The sequence below is a fragment of the Arthrobacter sp. Y3221048 genome, from assembly GCF_059092685.1.
In genome coordinates this window covers 110,100-126,074 of sequence record NZ_JBNHHX010000005.1, presented here as the reverse complement: position 1 = coordinate 126,074, position 15,975 = coordinate 110,100, and the positions used below count along the sequence as shown (strand labels likewise).

10 protein-coding genes and 1 tRNA gene are annotated in these 15,975 nt (G+C 67.0%); 2 read left to right on the top strand and 9 right to left on the bottom strand.

Features of this window, described 5'->3' with window-relative positions:
- Nucleotides 1-7: 7 nt before the first annotated feature.
- Nucleotides 8-817, bottom strand: coding sequence for an SDR family NAD(P)-dependent oxidoreductase (locus AC5RVS_RS15280; protein WP_494108764.1), 810 nt, complete (start codon nt 815-817; stop codon nt 8-10).
- A gap of 381 nt (nt 818-1,198) precedes the next feature.
- Here AC5RVS_RS15280 and AC5RVS_RS15275 point away from each other — a divergent pair, with 381 nt between their 5' ends.
- Nucleotides 1,199-2,587 (top strand): MFS transporter, encoded by a 1,389-nt coding sequence (locus AC5RVS_RS15275; protein WP_494108763.1) that lies wholly within the window; start codon nt 1,199-1,201, stop codon nt 2,585-2,587.
- A 94-nt stretch (nt 2,588-2,681) separates the two neighbouring features.
- On the opposite strand, the gene AC5RVS_RS15270 is transcribed toward AC5RVS_RS15275, so the two are convergent.
- Nucleotides 2,682-3,353 carry a TetR/AcrR family transcriptional regulator gene (locus tag AC5RVS_RS15270; RefSeq protein ID WP_493987352.1) on the bottom strand — a complete coding sequence of 224 codons (672 nt, stop codon included), beginning with the start codon at nt 3,351-3,353 and terminating at the stop codon, nt 2,682-2,684.
- Between the two features lie 92 nt (nt 3,354-3,445).
- A tRNA-Leu gene (locus AC5RVS_RS15265) sits at nt 3,446-3,526 on the bottom strand.
- 138 nt (nt 3,527-3,664) lie between these two features.
- Between AC5RVS_RS15265 and AC5RVS_RS15260 the strand changes: the two genes are divergently transcribed.
- On the top strand, nt 3,665-4,258 hold the full coding sequence (locus tag AC5RVS_RS15260) for an ANTAR domain-containing response regulator (RefSeq protein WP_493987353.1): 594 nt from the start codon (nt 3,665-3,667) through the stop codon (nt 4,256-4,258).
- A 72-nt stretch (nt 4,259-4,330) separates the two neighbouring features.
- Here AC5RVS_RS15260 and pyk read toward each other — a convergent pair whose 3' ends face one another.
- The 6 genes from pyk to trpB all read right to left on the bottom strand — a co-directional run bounded on the left by pyk (nt 4,331) and on the right by trpB (nt 15,883).
- On the bottom strand, nt 4,331-5,815 hold the full coding sequence (gene pyk, locus AC5RVS_RS15255) for a pyruvate kinase (protein ID WP_493987354.1): 1,485 nt from the start codon (nt 5,813-5,815) through the stop codon (nt 4,331-4,333).
- A gap of 47 nt (nt 5,816-5,862) precedes the next feature.
- Nucleotides 5,863-7,323: a glutamate synthase subunit beta gene (locus AC5RVS_RS15250; protein ID WP_493987355.1), complete on the bottom strand. Its 1,461-nt coding sequence runs from the start codon at nt 7,321-7,323 to the stop codon at nt 5,863-5,865.
- Nucleotides 7,316-11,947: a glutamate synthase large subunit gene (gene gltB / locus AC5RVS_RS15245; RefSeq protein WP_494108762.1), complete on the bottom strand. Its 4,632-nt coding sequence runs from the start codon at nt 11,945-11,947 to the stop codon at nt 7,316-7,318. The genes AC5RVS_RS15250 and gltB overlap by 8 nt, the downstream gene beginning before the upstream one ends.
- A 496-nt stretch (nt 11,948-12,443) precedes the next feature.
- Entirely contained in the window at nt 12,444-13,679 is a 1,236-nt protein-coding gene (gene lgt, locus AC5RVS_RS15240; protein ID WP_494108761.1) for a prolipoprotein diacylglyceryl transferase, read from the bottom strand.
- Nucleotides 13,680-13,754: 75 nt separating this feature from the next.
- On the bottom strand, nt 13,755-14,558 hold the full coding sequence (gene trpA / locus AC5RVS_RS15235) for a tryptophan synthase subunit alpha (protein ID WP_493987358.1): 804 nt from the start codon (nt 14,556-14,558) through the stop codon (nt 13,755-13,757).
- On the bottom strand, nt 14,555-15,883 hold the full coding sequence (gene trpB / locus AC5RVS_RS15230) for a tryptophan synthase subunit beta (protein WP_494108760.1): 1,329 nt from the start codon (nt 15,881-15,883) through the stop codon (nt 14,555-14,557). Before trpB ends, trpA begins: the two co-directional genes overlap by 4 nt.
- Nucleotides 15,884-15,975 lie beyond the last annotated feature (92 nt).

Genomic DNA, 15,975 nt, shown 5'->3' with positions numbered 1-15,975 from the left:
GGGGCTGCTACATGTGGAGGCCGCCGGACGGCGAGAGGGTCTGGCCGGTGTAGTAGGCGCCGGAGTCGCTGGCCAGGAAGAGCAGCGTTTCGGCGATCTCTTCCGGGGCCGCGGGCCGCTTGATGGGCTGCATCCCGATCAGCATGCCGGTGATTTCGGCGGGCTGCTGGCGGAACAACGGGGTGTCCACTGCGCCCGGCGCAATCGCGTTGACCCGGATGTTGAAAGGAGCCAGCTCGGCGGCGGCGCTGCGGGTCATGCCCAGCACGCCGGCCTTCGACGCCGGGTAGTACAGCGGCATGGGCACGCCCAGCAGGGCTGCGGAGCTGGAGACGTTCACGATGGCGCCGCCGCCGGTGCGCTTGAGCAGGGGCGCGCCGGCGCGGATCACGTAGAACGGGCCGAAGAGGTTGATTTCCAGCACGCGCCGGAAGTCCTCGTCACTGATGTCGCCCAGGAAATCCGGGAAGTATTCCTCACCGGACTGCGCGGCACGGAAGGAACGGACGTTGGATTCAACCAGTTTGTCGTTGGCGGCCTTGTTGGGAGCGTTCACTCCCGCGGCGTTGATCACGGCGTCCAGCCGGCCGAACTCGGCATCCAGCTTCGCAAAGGCAGCGTTGACGGCGGCGCTGTCCGTCACGTCCAGGGCAATGGCCAGTGAACCCGGGATCTTCGAGAACTCCCTGGCCAGCGCATCCTCGGACAGGTCCGCGCCCACCACGGATGCTCCTGCCGCCGCGAAGGCCCGCGCCGTAGCCAGGCCGATTCCCGATGCCGCTCCGGTAATGAACGCCACTTTGCCGTCAAGATTCATTGTTTTCCTGCCATCCTCCATCCCAGCGGGACGGTACGAACTGTGATCGAAGACACCCAGTCTCGCACGTTGTTAGACACGTGTCTAGCGAAATGTTGGATGGGAATATAGAAAATGTGCACGCGTCCTATTGCCAGACGCCTGTCTATCGGTATGCTGATCACCGTCAGTCTTTTATGAGGCGCGTCACATCGCTGTGCTGCCTCTTTCTTTGCCGGCAACTTCGGCTCGCCGATCGAGCCCTTCACGCCGGCCCCTTTCAGCGGGTCCCGATGGACCTCTCTTCAGAGGAGAAACATGTCTGCTCCACTAACTCGGACCTCCGCGGCCGGACTGCAGGACGCCCGGGGAACACTTCCTTGGAAACGCGCAGGAATGCTGATGGCCATCACCTTTTCCGGCCTCCAACTGCTTAATGAAGTGGGCGCCATGATGGCCATCCCGCTCTATCAGTCGATGAGTCTGGACCTCGGGCTGACCCCGGCCCAGGTCTCCTGGGCATTGCTGTCCACCCTGCTGATGGGCGCGGCTTCCATCCCGTTGCTGTCGAAGGCCGGCGATGTTTTCGGCCACCGCAAGGTGATGATCTTCTGCATCCTCGGGATCCTGGCCGGCTACGTTATCTCGGCCCTCGCCACCACGTTCGCCGTGCTGGTGATCGGCCGGGCGTTGACCGGCATCATGGCCGGCCAGGCGCTGGTAGTGGGCATCATGAATGACCGGCTGTCCAACTTCGACCGCAAGAAGGCCATCGGCATCATCGCCGGCGGCCAGGCCATCGGGGTCACGTTCGGCTTTGGCCTGGGCGGCCTAATGGTGGTTGCGGGCGCCACGTGGCGCACCACTTTCTGGATCGGCGCTGTATTGACCGTGCTCAGCCTGGTCGGCATGCTGCTCTGGGGATCCGATTCGGACGCCGTGCTGCGCAACCGAAGCGCGAAGCGGCGGATCGATGTCACCGGCGTCGTCCTGATGGGCCTGTCCCTTACGGCCCTGTGCATCGGCATCAGCCAAAGCACGGCATGGGGCTTCTTCACCGCTTCCACCCTGATCTGGGTCATCGGAGGGATCGCCGGCCTGGTCCTGGCGCTCCTGGCGGAGTCCCGGAGCAAGCAGCCGCTGGTCGATGTCAGCTTGCTGCTGAGCACCCGGCTGCTGCCGGCCTACCTTGTCTTTGTTGCCCTGGGCGCCGCCGGGATCATGATCTTCAACTTTGTGATGGGCTGGGCCCTGACTCCGACGGAGGTGGCAGGCTATGGCTTCGGCCTGAATCCGCTGATGGCAGGCTTCCTGTTCATCCCGATGACCGCCGCCGGCATTGTTGTTTCGCTCTACGTACCGCGGCTGCTCCACCGCATCCCGCCGCGCCGACCGCTCGCAGCCGGCGCCATCCTGCTGACGCTGTCCTTCATTTGGCTGTACTTCATGCACAACCAATTGTGGGCCGTTGTGGTCGGCATTCTCTTCTACGGCGTTGCCTACACCACCGTGCTCACCGTAGCCATCTCCGTCATCGCCGCCGAAGCACCGGAAGGCAGGGGCGCCGGTACGGCCTCGCTCTACGTTGCCATTGCCTTATCCTCGTCGTCCATTGGCACGGCCATCTATGCCGCGATCATCGCACTCAACACCACGCCGGCGGCACCCCTGCCATTGGCCGAGAACTACGGCATAGGCTTCATGGCAGCGGCCGGCATTTGCCTGGTTGCGGTCGCCGCCGCCTTCTCGTTGTCCAAGAGCGTGCGCCTCACGGAAATCTCCAGCCAGTAGCACTTGTAGATTCAAGGGTGCCGGGCCCGACAAGCATCGATGCAGGCAAGCCGGCCGGATCCAATCAGTGAGTGTCCCTCCCCGGCAGGGACACTCACTGAGTTGTTGTATCCCTGCGGAGGAAGGCAAGCCACTGGGCCGCGAGCACCTCTTTAAGACTGACCATATCCACCGGGCGCTGACGAATAACGGCAAAATACATCATGCGGTCCAGCGCCATCTGGAGGGTCAGAAGGTGCAGCCGCGCACGTTCGTGCTCGTCCGGATCGGTAAACCGGGAGAACGTCCTCGGCATGACCTTGTAGCTGTTCCCCAGGACTGAGATCCACGTATCCGTCACCACATCGTCATTCGCGAGTGCCTGCTCCATGGTGGCAAAGTCCCGGGCCTTCTCGCGCCACAGGGCAAAGGTCTCCCCGAGCCAGGACACGATGCTCTCCAGGTCCGGGTCCCTTATTTCGTCCAGCCGCCGGTACGCAGCCAGCACCTCTGGCGCGCCCTGCCGCATGATCTCGGCAACAACTTCAGCCTTGCTCCGGAAATAGACGTAGAAGGTTGCCCGGCTGGCGCCTGCTGCGCTGGCAATGTTTTCAGCCGTCGTTTCGTTGTAGCCCCGGTTCCGAAACTCCTCCGCGCCGGCCTCGATCAACCGCTCCCGCGTCAGCTGCTTCTGCAGTTCGCGCAAAGACTGACGCGGTGCCTTCTCCTGAGCACTGCTCCCACTTTCGACCGGGCCAGGTCTGCGCTCATTTTCAACGGTGCTCACCCTCCCCAAACTACCATCGGCGCGGGGCCCCGCCCCTGCCGCGACATCCACCTGCCGCTCCCCACCGGTTGGATCCGTATCAGCACTAGCTGTGCCCGAGGTGGGATTCGAACCCACACGGTTTTACCCGCCGCATTTTGAGTGCGGTGCGTCTGCCATTCCGCCACTCGGGCAATGCACCGGTTGCGAAGCCGGTCTCCAACTGTGAAAACCGTCATGCTCCCCGGTGCGCGAATCTACTCTACATGCCGATAGGCTATTTCACGGAACCGACGCCACATGAATGGCAACGCAACACCCTAGGAGCGCCAGTGTCTGAACAAACCGAGTCTGTCCCCGCTCGCCGCGTCGTCGTCGCGGAGGACGAGACACTGATCCGCCTGGATATCGTCGAAATCCTCAGGGGCGAGGGCTACGACGTCGTTGCCGAAGCCGACAACGGCGAAAAGGCAGTGGAACTCGCCCAGGAACTGAAGCCGGACCTGGTCCTCATGGATGTGAAGATGCCCGTGATGGACGGCATCTCGGCGGCGGAGCAGATCGTCAAGGCACGCATTGCCCCAGTGGTGCTGCTGACCGCGTTCAGCCAGAAAGAGCTGGTGGAGCGCGCCCGCGACGCCGGTGCCATGGCGTACGTGGTGAAGCCCTTCACGCCGGCGGACCTGATTCCGGCCATCGAGATCGCGCTCTCCCGCCACGAGGAGCTCGCCGCCCTGGAGTCCGAGGTATCCGACCTCCAGGAGCAGTTCGAGACCCGGAAGCTGGTGGAGCGGGCCAAGAGCCTGCTCATAACCAAAATGGGCCTGACCGAGCCGGAAGCGTTCCGCTGGATCCAGAAGACGTCGATGGACCGCCGGCTGAGCATGCGCGAAGTCGCCGAGACGATCATCAATCAGGTGAACTAAGGCGAACGGGAACGGCCTCCGGAATGATCCGGAGGCCGTTTCTTCTGTCCGTGGCCTGCACCGGCCCTTCGCCTACGACGACGGCCAGGGGCCGACCCGCTCGGGCCGCGGGTGCGACTGGCCGTCCAGCAGTTCGCCGGCATCCGCCAGGTCGCCCACCCGGTGCACCTTCAGGGAGTTGGTGGAACCGGCCTTGCCCGGAGGCGAACCGGCCGCGATGACGACCAGGTCATCGATGTCCACCAGCCCGCGCTCGTAGAGGATCCGGTCCACCTGGGCGGTCATGTGGTCGGTGTGCTCGACGAACTCGACGACGAGCGGCTGGATGCCCCAGGTCAGCGAGAGCACGTTGAGGGTGGACTGGAGCGGGGTGAACGCGAACACCGGCCGCCCCGGGCGCAGCCGGCTGAGCCGGCGGGCCGAGTCACCGGACTGGGTGAAGGTACAGATGTACTTGGCGTCGAGCTGGTCGGCGATCTGCACGGCCGCCCGGGTGATGGCGCCACCGCGGGTCTTCGGCTGGCTGCCCAGCGGCTGGATGCGGTCCAGCCCGTGCTGCTCGGTGGATTCGATAATCCGTGCCATGGTCCGGACCGTCTCCAGCGGGTACTTGCCCACGCTGGTTTCGCCCGAGAGCATGACCGCGTCCGCGCCGTCGAGCACGGCGTTGGCGCAGTCCGATGCTTCCGCCCGGGTGGGCCGCGGGTTGTCGATCATGGATTCGAGCACCTGGGTGGCAACGATCACCGGTTTCGCCCACCGGCGGGCGAGTTCGACGGCGCGCTTCTGCACCAGCGGCACGTCCTCCAGCGGCAGCTCCACGCCCAGATCGCCGCGGGCGATCATGATGGCATCAAACGCGTCGATGATCTCTTCGATGGCGTCCACGGCCTGCGGCTTTTCGATCTTGGCGATAACCGGGGCGCGGCGTCCCTCCTCGTCCATGATCTCGTGGACCCGCTGGACGTCGGCGGCGTTGCGCACGAAGGACAGTGCCACCATGTCGACGCCGGTCTTGAGCGCCCAGCGCAGATCCTCCTCGTCCTTCTCGCTCAGGGCCGGGACATTGACCGCCACGCCGGGCAGGTTGATGCCCTTGTTGTTGGACACCGCACCCGCCACCGTGACTTCCGTCACGACCTTGACGTCGTCGACCTCGATGGCCTTGAGCGCCACCTTGCCGTCGTCGATCAGCAGGGAGTCGCCCACGTTGACGTCGCCCGGCAAGCCCTTGTGCGTGGTCGAGCATTGCTCGGCGGTTCCCTCCACGTCCTCGGTGGTGATCGTGAAGCGGTCGCCCACCGCGAGGTGGTGGGGGCCGTTCACGAAGCGTCCCAGGCGGATTTTCGGGCCCTGCAGGTCGGCGAAGATGCCCACCGGCTTGGATAGTTCGGCCGAAGCCTTGCGGACGTTGTCGTAGGTCTGCTGATGCACGCCGTAGTCGCCGTGGCTCATGTTCATTCGGGCCACGTCCACGCCGGCCTTGAGGACAGCCAAGGTGCTCTCGTAACTGGCGATGGCAGGGCCGAAGGTTGCAACGATTTTTGCGCGTCTCATATCCCTACCCTAATCAGAATGCGGCCGTTGCGCAGGGCGTGCCACCGCTAGGGCAGCACCGCGATCGCACGGTCGTCCGGGGCCACCGGAGCCGGCAGCCGCGTACTTCCGGTCAACCACTGGTCGACGGCGGCCGCGCAGGCGCGCCCTTCGGCGATCGCCCACACTATCAAGGACTGTCCGCGCCCGGCGTCGCCGGCCACGAAGATGCCCTTCGCGCCGGTCATGTAGCCGCCGTCGCGGGCGACATTCCCGCGCTCGTCGAAGGCCGCGTTGACCTGCGCGCCGAGCCCGGCCTGCTCCGGACCGGTAAAGCCCAGGGACAGGAACACCAGGTCCGCCGGGATCTCCCGCTCGGTGCCGGGCTTGGGCACCCGCCGGCCGTCCACGAACTCGGTCTCGGCGACCTTCAGCGCCGTGAGCACGCCGTTCTCGCCCACGAACTCCACGGTGGAAGCGAGGTAGGTCCGCTCGCCGCCTTCCTCATGGGCGCTGGCCACTTCGAACAGGTTGGGGAACGTCGGCCAGGGCTGGTGCGCAGCACGCTGGGCCGGCGGCTGCTTGCCAATGGCCAGGGTGGTTACCGAGGCCGCCTGCTGCCGGTGCGCCGTGCCGAGGCAGTCCGCGCCGGTGTCGCCGCCGCCCAGGATCACCACGTGCTTGCCCCGGGCGTCGATCTGGTCCGGGACCGTCTCGCCGGCCACCACCCGGTTGGCCTGCACCAGGTAATCCATGGCGAAGTGCACGCCGGACAGCCCTCGCCCGGGGATCGGCAGGTCCCGTGGCACGGTGGCACCGGTCGCGATCACCACGGCGTCGTAGCGGCGGCGCAGCTGGTCCCAGCTGATGTCCTTGCCGGCCTCGATCCCGGTGCGGAACCGGGTGCCCTCGGCACGCATCTGCTCCAGCCGGCGGTCCAGATAGTGCTTCTCCATTTTGAAGTCGGGAATGCCGTAGCGCAGCAAGCCGCCCACCTTGTCGTCGCGCTCGTACACCGCGACCGTATGGCCGGCCCGCGTCAGCTGCTGCGCCGTCGCCAGCCCTGCGGGACCGGATCCGACGACGGCGATCGTGTGCCCGGTCAACCGCTCCGGCGCGTGCGGAGTCACCCAGCCCTGGTCGAAGGCTTCCTCGATGATGGAGACTTCCACCTGCTTGATGGTCACCGCCGGCTGGTTGATGCCCAGCACACAGGCAGCCTCGCACGGCGCCGGGCACAGCCGGCCGGTGAATTCCGGGAAGTTGTTGGTGGCGTGCAGCCGCTCAATCGCTTCCTGGTCCTTGCCGCGCCAGGTCAGGTCGTTCCACTCCGGGATCAGGTTGGCCAGCGGGCAGCCCTGGTGGCAGAACGGGATGCCGCAGTCCATGCAGCGGCCGGCCTGGCTGCGGAGCACGCCCTTCTCCTGCGCTTCGTAGACTTCCTTCCAGTCCATGATCCGCACGGGGACAGGACGGCGGGGCTGGGTCTGGCGCTCCCGCACCTTCATAAATCCGCGTGGGTCAGCCACCGGTTACCTCCAGGATTCGGGTCCAGACAACGTCGCCGTCGGGGTCCAGCCCTTCGGCTTCGGCGTTCGCCCGGGCTTGCAGCACCGCCGCGTAGTCGCGCGGCAGCACCTTAGTGATGCGGGTCAGGGTGTCTTCGAGGTCCTCGAGCAGGCGCGCGCCCAGCAGGGAGCCGGTTTCCTCCGCATGCTTCTTGAGCAGGGCCGCAATGATCCCTTCGTCCACCGGGTCCGGCCGCAGCAGTTGCAGTTCGCCGTTGTCGGTGCTCTGCGTGTTCAGCCGGCTCGGGTCCAGGTCCAGCACGTAGGCCACGCCGCCGGACATGCCGGCGCCGAAGTTGCGGCCGGTCCGGCCCAGGACCAGGGCCAGTCCCCCGGTCATGTACTCGCAGCCGTGGTCGCCGATTCCTTCGACGACGGCGGTGGCGCCCGAGTTGCGCACCAGGAACCGCTCGCCGACCTGGCCGCGCAGGAACATCTCCCCGCTGGTGGCGCCGTAACCAATGACGTTGCCCGCGATCACGTTGCGTTCGGACGCGAACGTGTTGGCCCGGTCCGGCCGGACGATGATCCGGCCGCCGGAGAGTCCCTTGCCGACATAGTCGTTCGAGTCGCCGAGCAGCCGCAGGGTGATGCCGGCCGGGAGGAAGGCGCCCAGCGACTGTCCGGCCTGGCCCGTCAGGGTCACGTCGATGGTGTCGTCCGCCAGGGTCTCGATGCCGAAACGCTTGGTCACTTCGTGGCCGAGCATCGTTCCCACGGACCGGTCGGTGTTGATCACGTCCAGGCTGATCCGCACCGGTTCGCGGTGGGTCAGCGCGTCGGAGCTCATGGCGATCAGCTGGTTGTCGAAGTGCTTGTCCAGTTCGTGGTTCTGCGTGGTCATGTTGCGCAGCGGGACGTCGGAGTCGGTGCCGTAGCCGCGCAGGATCGGTGCCAGGTCCAGGCCGTCGGCCTTCCAGTGGTCGACCGCTTCGCGGGTGTCCAGCAGCTCCGCGTGGCCGATGGCTTCTGCGAGGCTGCGATAGCCCAGTCCGGCCAGCAGCTCGCGCACTTCCTCCGCAATGAACTCGAAGAAGTTCACCACGAACTCGGGCTTGCCGGTGAAGCGGCGGCGGAGTTCCGGGTTCTGCGTGGCAACCCCCACCGGGCAGGTGTCCAGGTGGCAGACGCGCATCATGATGCAGCCGGAGACCACCAGCGGCGCGGTCGCGAAGCCGAATTCCTCGCCGCCCAGCAGCGCCGCGACCACCACGTCGCGGCCGCTCTTCAACTGCCCGTCCACCTGCACCACCACCCGGTCCCGCAGGCCGTTGAGGATCAGCGTCTGCTGCGTCTCGGCCAGCCCCAGTTCCCAAGGCGCGCCGGCATGCTTGAGCGAGTTCAGCGGGCTGGCCCCGGTGCCGCCATCGTGCCCCGAGACGAGGACGACGTCGGCCTTCGCCTTGGTCACGCCTGCCGCCACGGTGCCGATCCCGACTTCGGACACCAGCTTCACGTGCACGCGTGCCGAGGGGTTGGAACGCTTCAGGTCGTAGATCAGCTGCGCCAGGTCCTCGATCGAGTAGATGTCGTGGTGCGGCGGCGGCGAGATCAGGCCGACGCCCGGCGTGGAATGCCGGGTCCGGGCCACCCAGGGGTAGACCTTCTGGCTCATCAGCTGGCCGCCCTCGCCGGGCTTGGCTCCCTGGGCCATCTTGATCTGGAGGTCCTCGGCGTTGGTCAGGTACAGGCTGGTGACGCCGAACCGGCCGGACGCCACCTGCTTGATGGCCGACCGGCGCTCCGGATCCAGCAGCCGGTCGACGTCCTCGCCGCCCTCGCCGGTGTTCGATTTCCCGCCCAGCCGGTTCATGGCGATGGCCAGCGTCTCGTGCGCCTCCTGCGAGATGGAGCCGTAGCTCATGGCCCCCGTGGAGAAACGCTTGACGATGCTGGAGACCGGTTCGACCTCCTCCAGCGGCACGGGCGGGCGGGCGCCGGTCTTGAACTTCAACAGGCCGCGCAGCGTCATCAGGTCCTTGGCCTGGTCGTCCACGCCGCGGGTGTAGGCCTTGAACACGTCGTAGCGCCGTTCGCGGGTGGCATGCTGCAGCCGGAACACCGTCTCCGGGTTGAACAGATGCGGCGGTCCTTCACGGCGCCACTGATACTCGCCGCCGTTCTCGAGGGTCCGGTGGGGTTCTTCGATCCCGTCGGAGGGGTAGGCCTGGGCGTGCCGGGCCGCGGCTTCCGCGGCGATGACCTCCAGGCCGACGCCGCCGAGCTGCGACATGGTTCCGGCGAAGTACTGGTCCACCAGGGACTGGGCGAGTCCGATCGCTTCGAACGTCTGGGCGCCGCAGTAGGAGGCGACGGTGGAAATGCCCATCTTGGACATGATCTTCAGCACGCCCTTGCCCAGGCCCTTGATCAGGTTCTGCACGGCCTGGGCTTCGCTGACGCCCTGGATGTCGCCGTTGCGCACCAGTTCCTCGCAGCTTTCCATCGCCAGATACGGATTCACGGCGGAAGCGCCGTACCCGATGAGAACGGCGACGTGGTGAACCTCCCGCACGTCGCCGGCTTCCACCAGCAGCGAGATCTTGGTCCGGTTGGCGCTCTTGAGCAGGTGGTGGTGCACGGCGCTGGTCAGCAGCAGCGACGGGATCGGCGCCCACTGGGCGTTCGAGTCCCGGTCCGAGAGCACGATGAACTTCACGCCGCGGTTGACGGCGCCGGAAACCTTTTCGCAGATTTCCTGCAGCCGGGCAGCCAACTCGGCGGCGCCGCCGTCGGGCCGGTAGAGACCGCCCACCTTCAGCGTGAGGCGGTTGCCCTCCTCGTCTGCCATCGCGGCGATCTTGGCCAGTTCGTCGTTGTTGACCACGGGGAAGTTCAGCGCCACCTGGGTGGTGCGCACCTGGCCGGTGGCCAGGAGGTTGCCGTCGGGACCGATGGACGAGCGCAGCGACGTCACCAGTTCTTCGCGGATGGCATCCAGCGGAGGGTTGGTCACCTGCGCGAAGGACTGCACGAAGTAGTCGAACAGCAGCCGCGGGCGCTTGGACAACACGGCGATCGGGGTGTCGGTGCCCATGGCCCCCAGCGGTTCGGCGCCGGTGCGGGCCATCGGGCCCAGCAGGATCCGCAGTTCTTCCTGCGTGTAGCCGAAGGTCCGCTGGCGGAGGTTCACCGACGCGGCGGTGTGCACCACGTGCTCGCGCTCGGGCAGGTCCTCGAGCCGGATCATGTTTTCCTTGAGCCATTCGCCCCAGGGGTTGGCCGCCGCGACGTCGGCCTTGATCTCCTCGTCCTCGACCAGCCGGCCGGCCTCGGTGTCCACCAGGAACATCTTTCCCGGCGAGACCCGGCCCTTCCTGACCACCTTTGCCGGTTCGATGTTGACGACGCCGACCTCCGACGCCAGCACGACCAGCCCGTCCTCCGTGACCCAGTAGCGGGCCGGGCGCAGGCCGTTGCGGTCGAGCACGGCGCCAACGAGCGTGCCATCGGTGAAGGAAACGGCCGCGGGGCCGTCCCACGGCTCCATCAGCATGGAGTGGTACTGATAGAAAGCACGCCGCTCCGGATCCATCGTGGCGTGGTTCTCCCACGCCTCGGGAATCATCATCATGATCGCGTGCGTAATCGGGCGGCCGGAGAGCATCAGCAGTTCGGCGACTTCGTCAAAAGAGGCGGAGTCGGAGGCGCCGGGCGTGCAGATCGGGAAGAGCTCTTCGGGCGTGTCACCCAGCAGGGAGCCTTTCAGCTGCGACTGGCGGGCCCGCATCCAGTTGCGGTTGCCCTTGACGGTGTTGATCTCGCCGTTGTGCGCAATGGTGCGGAACGGCTGGGCCAGCGGCCACGAGGGGAAGGTGTTGGTGGAGAAGCGGGAGTGGACAATACCCAGTTTCGTCTTGAAGCGGGGGTCGGAGAGGTCCGGGTAGAAGGGTTCCAGCTGCGCGGTGGTCAGCATTCCCTTGTAGACGATGGTCTTCGACGACAGCGACGGGAAGTACACCCCGTACTTGTTTTGCGCGCGCTTGCGGACGCGGAAAACGCGGGCATCCACATCGCTGCTGCCGGCATCGGCCGGGTCGAGGCCCAGGAACACCTGGGCGAAGTGGGGCATGCAGGACCGCGCCATGGCGCCGACCAGTTCGGCGACCACCGGGACGTCGCGCCAGCCGAGGACCTGCAGGCCTTCGGAGGCGGCGATGGATTCCACGCCGTCCCGCGCCGCCGCCGCTTCAGACTCGTCGCTGGGCAGGAAAGCGGTCCCGGCGGCATACCGGCCGGGCGCCGGGAGTTCGAAGCCCACCACCGCCCGGAAGAATTCATCGGGGATCTGGGTGAGCAACCCGGCGCCGTCGCCGGTTCCTTCATCGGCGCCGACGGCGCCGCGGTGTTCCAGATTGCGCAGCGCCGTCAGCGCCGCGTCGACGATGTGGTGGCCCGGCTCGCCCCGCAGGGTGGCAATCACGGCGAGGCCGCAGGCGTCCTTTTCGTGGGCGGGATCGTACAGCCCGGTCTTTTCCGGGTAGGCGGCGAAACGACTGAACGGCGAGGGCACTGTGGTGTGCCGGCGCCCATGTCCGCCGCCGAGGCTGCGCGGGGTACCGGACCCCTTGAACGGAGGAGTCATCTGAACTTCCTTCTCCTGGATGTAGGTGAGAAGGGGACGGCGCTGGCCCCGCCCGGGCGGCTTGCTGGGAAGCCGGCCCGTGATGCACCGGGATTCTATGGCCAGCTCACCCCGCACAGCGTATTCGGTGTCCAAGGGGTCGGATGGGGGCCGCCAGGGTGAACTGTGCGGTCAATCGGCCACGGCCGCCGGGACCGCACTGGGTGGTGCGCCTTGTCCGGCGGAGAATCCACGTCAGTGTGGTCGGTACGCCGCATGCCTGCGCCCGGTCGGTGGTCCGGGAGGTGCGTACTGATCGTTCGGCCCGCCCATCAGGGTCGGACCGGCCGCGGAACGAGTCTGTTCTGCGGTAGAGCGACGATAGCACGGCAGGCACCTTGCAACACAGGCTTTTCGGGTTTTTTACCGACCGCTTTCCGGATTGTTATCGGCAGCCCGGAGCGCACGAAGCCGCCGGAACGTAGGGATGCGACGTTCCGGCGGCTGCGCGGGGAAACTAGTTCCGGGGGCGGTTGTTGTCCGCCGTGGGCGGGTCGTTCTCGGCGGCGGCATCGGCGGGCGCTGCAGGCTGCCCGGCTTCCTCGGCTGCCGGCGCATTGTCCGGGGTCGGCTCCGTGTCCTTTGACCCCGGCTCAACGTCCTTGCCGGCCGGCGCCGCGCCCTGTGGGGCACGTTCCCCGGCCTTCGGGTCCGGCGTCCCGCCCTTCGGGTCGGGCGTCCCGGCAGGGGTTTCCCCCTTCTCCCCCGCGATTACGGAAGATCCGGCTCCCGCGGCGCGCGGACCGCCGTCGTGCTTGGAGGCGTTCCCCTGCAGGACCGTTGCCTGCTCGGATTCCGCCGCCGCGACGCCGGACGGCTCCCGGCCCGGCAGGTACAGGGAGTCGGTTTCCGCGGTGCGAGGGCGGCGCGACAGCACAATGAAAATGACGACGGCGGCGACCAGGAGCAGCAGCGACGTCCAGACGTTCAGCCGCTGGGTGATGCCGAAGATGGTGACCATCTCGGCATCGTCGATGCGCAGCATTTCGATCCAGACCCGGCCGAGGGTGTAGAACGCGACGTACAGCCAGAACAGCATGCCGCGGCGGAACTTGAAGCGCCTGTCCAAAAGCAGCAGCAGGGCCACCCCGGCCAGGTTCCAGAGCGACTCGTAGAGGAAGGTGGGGTGGAACAAGGTGCCCGGTTCCGCGTCGGCCGGGAAGTTGGGGTTGTCGGCGTCGATCTCCAGCCCCCAGGGCAGCGTGGTGGGTGCGCCGAACAGCTCCTGGTTAAACCAGTTGCCCCAGCGCCCAATGGCTTGGGCGAGCAGCACCCCGGGGGCGGCGGCATCCATGAAGGCCGGCAGCTTGATGCCGGCCCGGCGGCACGCGATCCACGCGCCAACCAGGCCGAGTGCCACGGCACCCCAGATTCCCAGCCCGCCGCGCCAGATCTGCGGGATGAGGCTCAGGTCCCCGTTCGGTCCGAAGTAGGCGTCGGGCGATGAGAAGACGTGATACAGGCGGCCGCCAACAATGCCGAACGGGATGGCCCAGATGGCTGCATCCCAGATGAACTCCTCCGGCCCGCCGCGGGCCTTCCAACGGCGGTGGGTGAGCCAGATTGCCGCGACGATGCCCAGCAGGATGCACAGGGCATAGGCGTGGATGGTGAGCGGGCCGATGCTGAATCCGGACCAGCCGGGGCTGGGGATGGATGCCGGTACGGCCGTTGCAATAGTCGTGCTGTACACCAGGTGAGTCCTCTTGGCCGGAGTTTGCGGGGCGGGCGCGGGCAAGCGGCGGACCGCTGGCCACCGCTTATTCTGTCAGGCCCGGGCTGTGCCTTCGCTCAGCCGCGCCGCGAGCTTGCCGAGTGCCGGCACACCGGAGCTGCCGAGTTCGGCCACCAGCGCGGTGCCCACGATGGCGCCCTCGGCATAAGCGCCGATCTCGCGCACGTGCTCGGGACTGGAAACCCCCAGCCCAACGCAGACCCGTTCGGCTCCGGCCTCATGCGCCGAGCGGACCACACGCTCGGCGGCGTTGGACACACTCTCGCGGGCGCCGGTGACGCCCATGATCGATACCGCGTAGACAAAACCGCGGCTGGCCTTGACCGTCATCGCCATCCGCTCCGGAGAGGACGACGGTGCGACCAGGAACACGCGGTCCAGCCCGTACTTGTCCGAAGCCTCGAACCATTCGGCCGCCTCGTCCGGAATCAAGTCCGGCGTGATCAGCCCGGCGCCGCCGGCCTCGGCCAACCGGCGGGAGAACTCGTCGACGCCCATCCGCATGACCGGATTCCAGTACGTCATCACCAGGACGGCGGCATCGCAGCGCGCGGTGATCCCGGCGACGATGTCGAACACCTGGCTGACCCGGAAGCCGTTCTTCAGCGCCTGGACCGTGGCGGCCTGGATGACCGCGCCGTCCATCACCGGATCCGAGTACGGAATGCCGATTTCAATGACATCGGCACCATTCTCCGCCAGCGCGACGGCGGCGTCGATGGTGGTCTGGACGTCCGGGTATCCTGCGGGCAGATAGCCGACCAGTGCGGTCCGGCCGTCGGCCAGGGCCCTGTCGATGGCCGCGGCGGACTTGCTGGCGATGGCGGTGTTGTTCACAGCTGCTCTCCTTCGGAACCGATGCTTGCTTCGGGTGATTCCTCCGGAAGCAGGCCGAACCACTCGGCGGCGGTAGCGACGTCCTTGTCGCCGCGGCCCGAAAGGCTGACGACGATGATGACGTCCTGCGGATTGTCCCGGCCCTCGGTCAGGCGCTTGCCCACCCGCAGCGCTCCGGCCAGGGCGTGCGACGATTCGATCGCCGGGATGATGCCCTCGGTGCGGCACAGCAGCCGGAAAGCATCCATCGCTTCGCTGTCGGTGACCGGTTCGTAGCTGGCCCGGCCGATGTCCGACAGGTAGGAATGCTCCGGTCCGACGCCGGGGTAGTCCAGCCCTGCCGATATTGAATGCGACTCGATGGTCTGGCCGTCCTCATCCTGCATGAGGTAGGAGCGCGCCCCGTGCAGGACTCCCGGCCGGCCCAGCGTGATGGTGGCGGCATGGCGGCCGGTGTCGACGCCGTCGCCGCCGGCTTCAAAGCCGTACAGCGCGACGTTCCGGTCGTCCAGGAAGCCGTGGAAGATGCCGATGGCGTTCGAACCGCCCCCGATGCAGGCGCAGACGGCATCCGGCAGCCGGCCGGCCTGGTCCAGGATCTGGGCGCGGGCTTCCTCGCCGATGACTTCATGGAAGTAGCGGACGAGCGCCGGGAAGGGGTGAGCACCGGCAGCGGTTCCGAGCAGGTAGTGGGTGTTGTGCACATTGGCCACCCAGTCGCGCAGGGCTTCGTTGATGGCGTCCTTGAGCGTCTGCGACCCGGCGGTGACGGGCACGACGGTGGCTCCGAGCAGTTCCATCCGGGCCACGTTCAGGGCCTGCCGGCGGGTGTCTTCGGCGCCCATGTAGACCACGCATTCCATGCCGAGCAGCGCGGCGGCGGTGGCGCTGGCCACGCCGTGCTGGCCGGCACCGGTCTCCGCAATGATGCGGGTCTTGCCCATCCGCTGAGCGAGCAGGGCCTGGCCCAGCACGTTGTTGATCTTGTGTGAGCCGGTATGGTTCAGGTCCTCGCGCTTGAGGAAGATCCGGGCGCCGCCCGCATGCTGCGAGAAGCGCTTGGCTTCGGTCAGCAGCGAGGGCCGGCCCGAATAGTTCTTGTTCAGCTCGGCCACCTGGGCGGTGAATTCGGGATCCGCCTTGGCCTTTTCGAAGGTGTCTTCCAGTTCGTCCAGCGCAGCAATCAGGGATTCCGGCATCCAGCGCCCGCCGAAGGCACCGAAATAGGGACCGGGGGCATGGCGGAGGCTGTCTCCGGCCAGGAAGGCATCGGCGGCTTCCTGGGTGTTTCCGGGCTCCGCCGGGGTATCGGGGCTCTGCGTCATGGCCGTCCTGTCTGTTACTGGAGGCAGGACGCGGAGCCGCAGCTGGCCCCTGTCTGCCCCTCTAAGGATTCTTAAGTTGTCTGGCCGGCGGG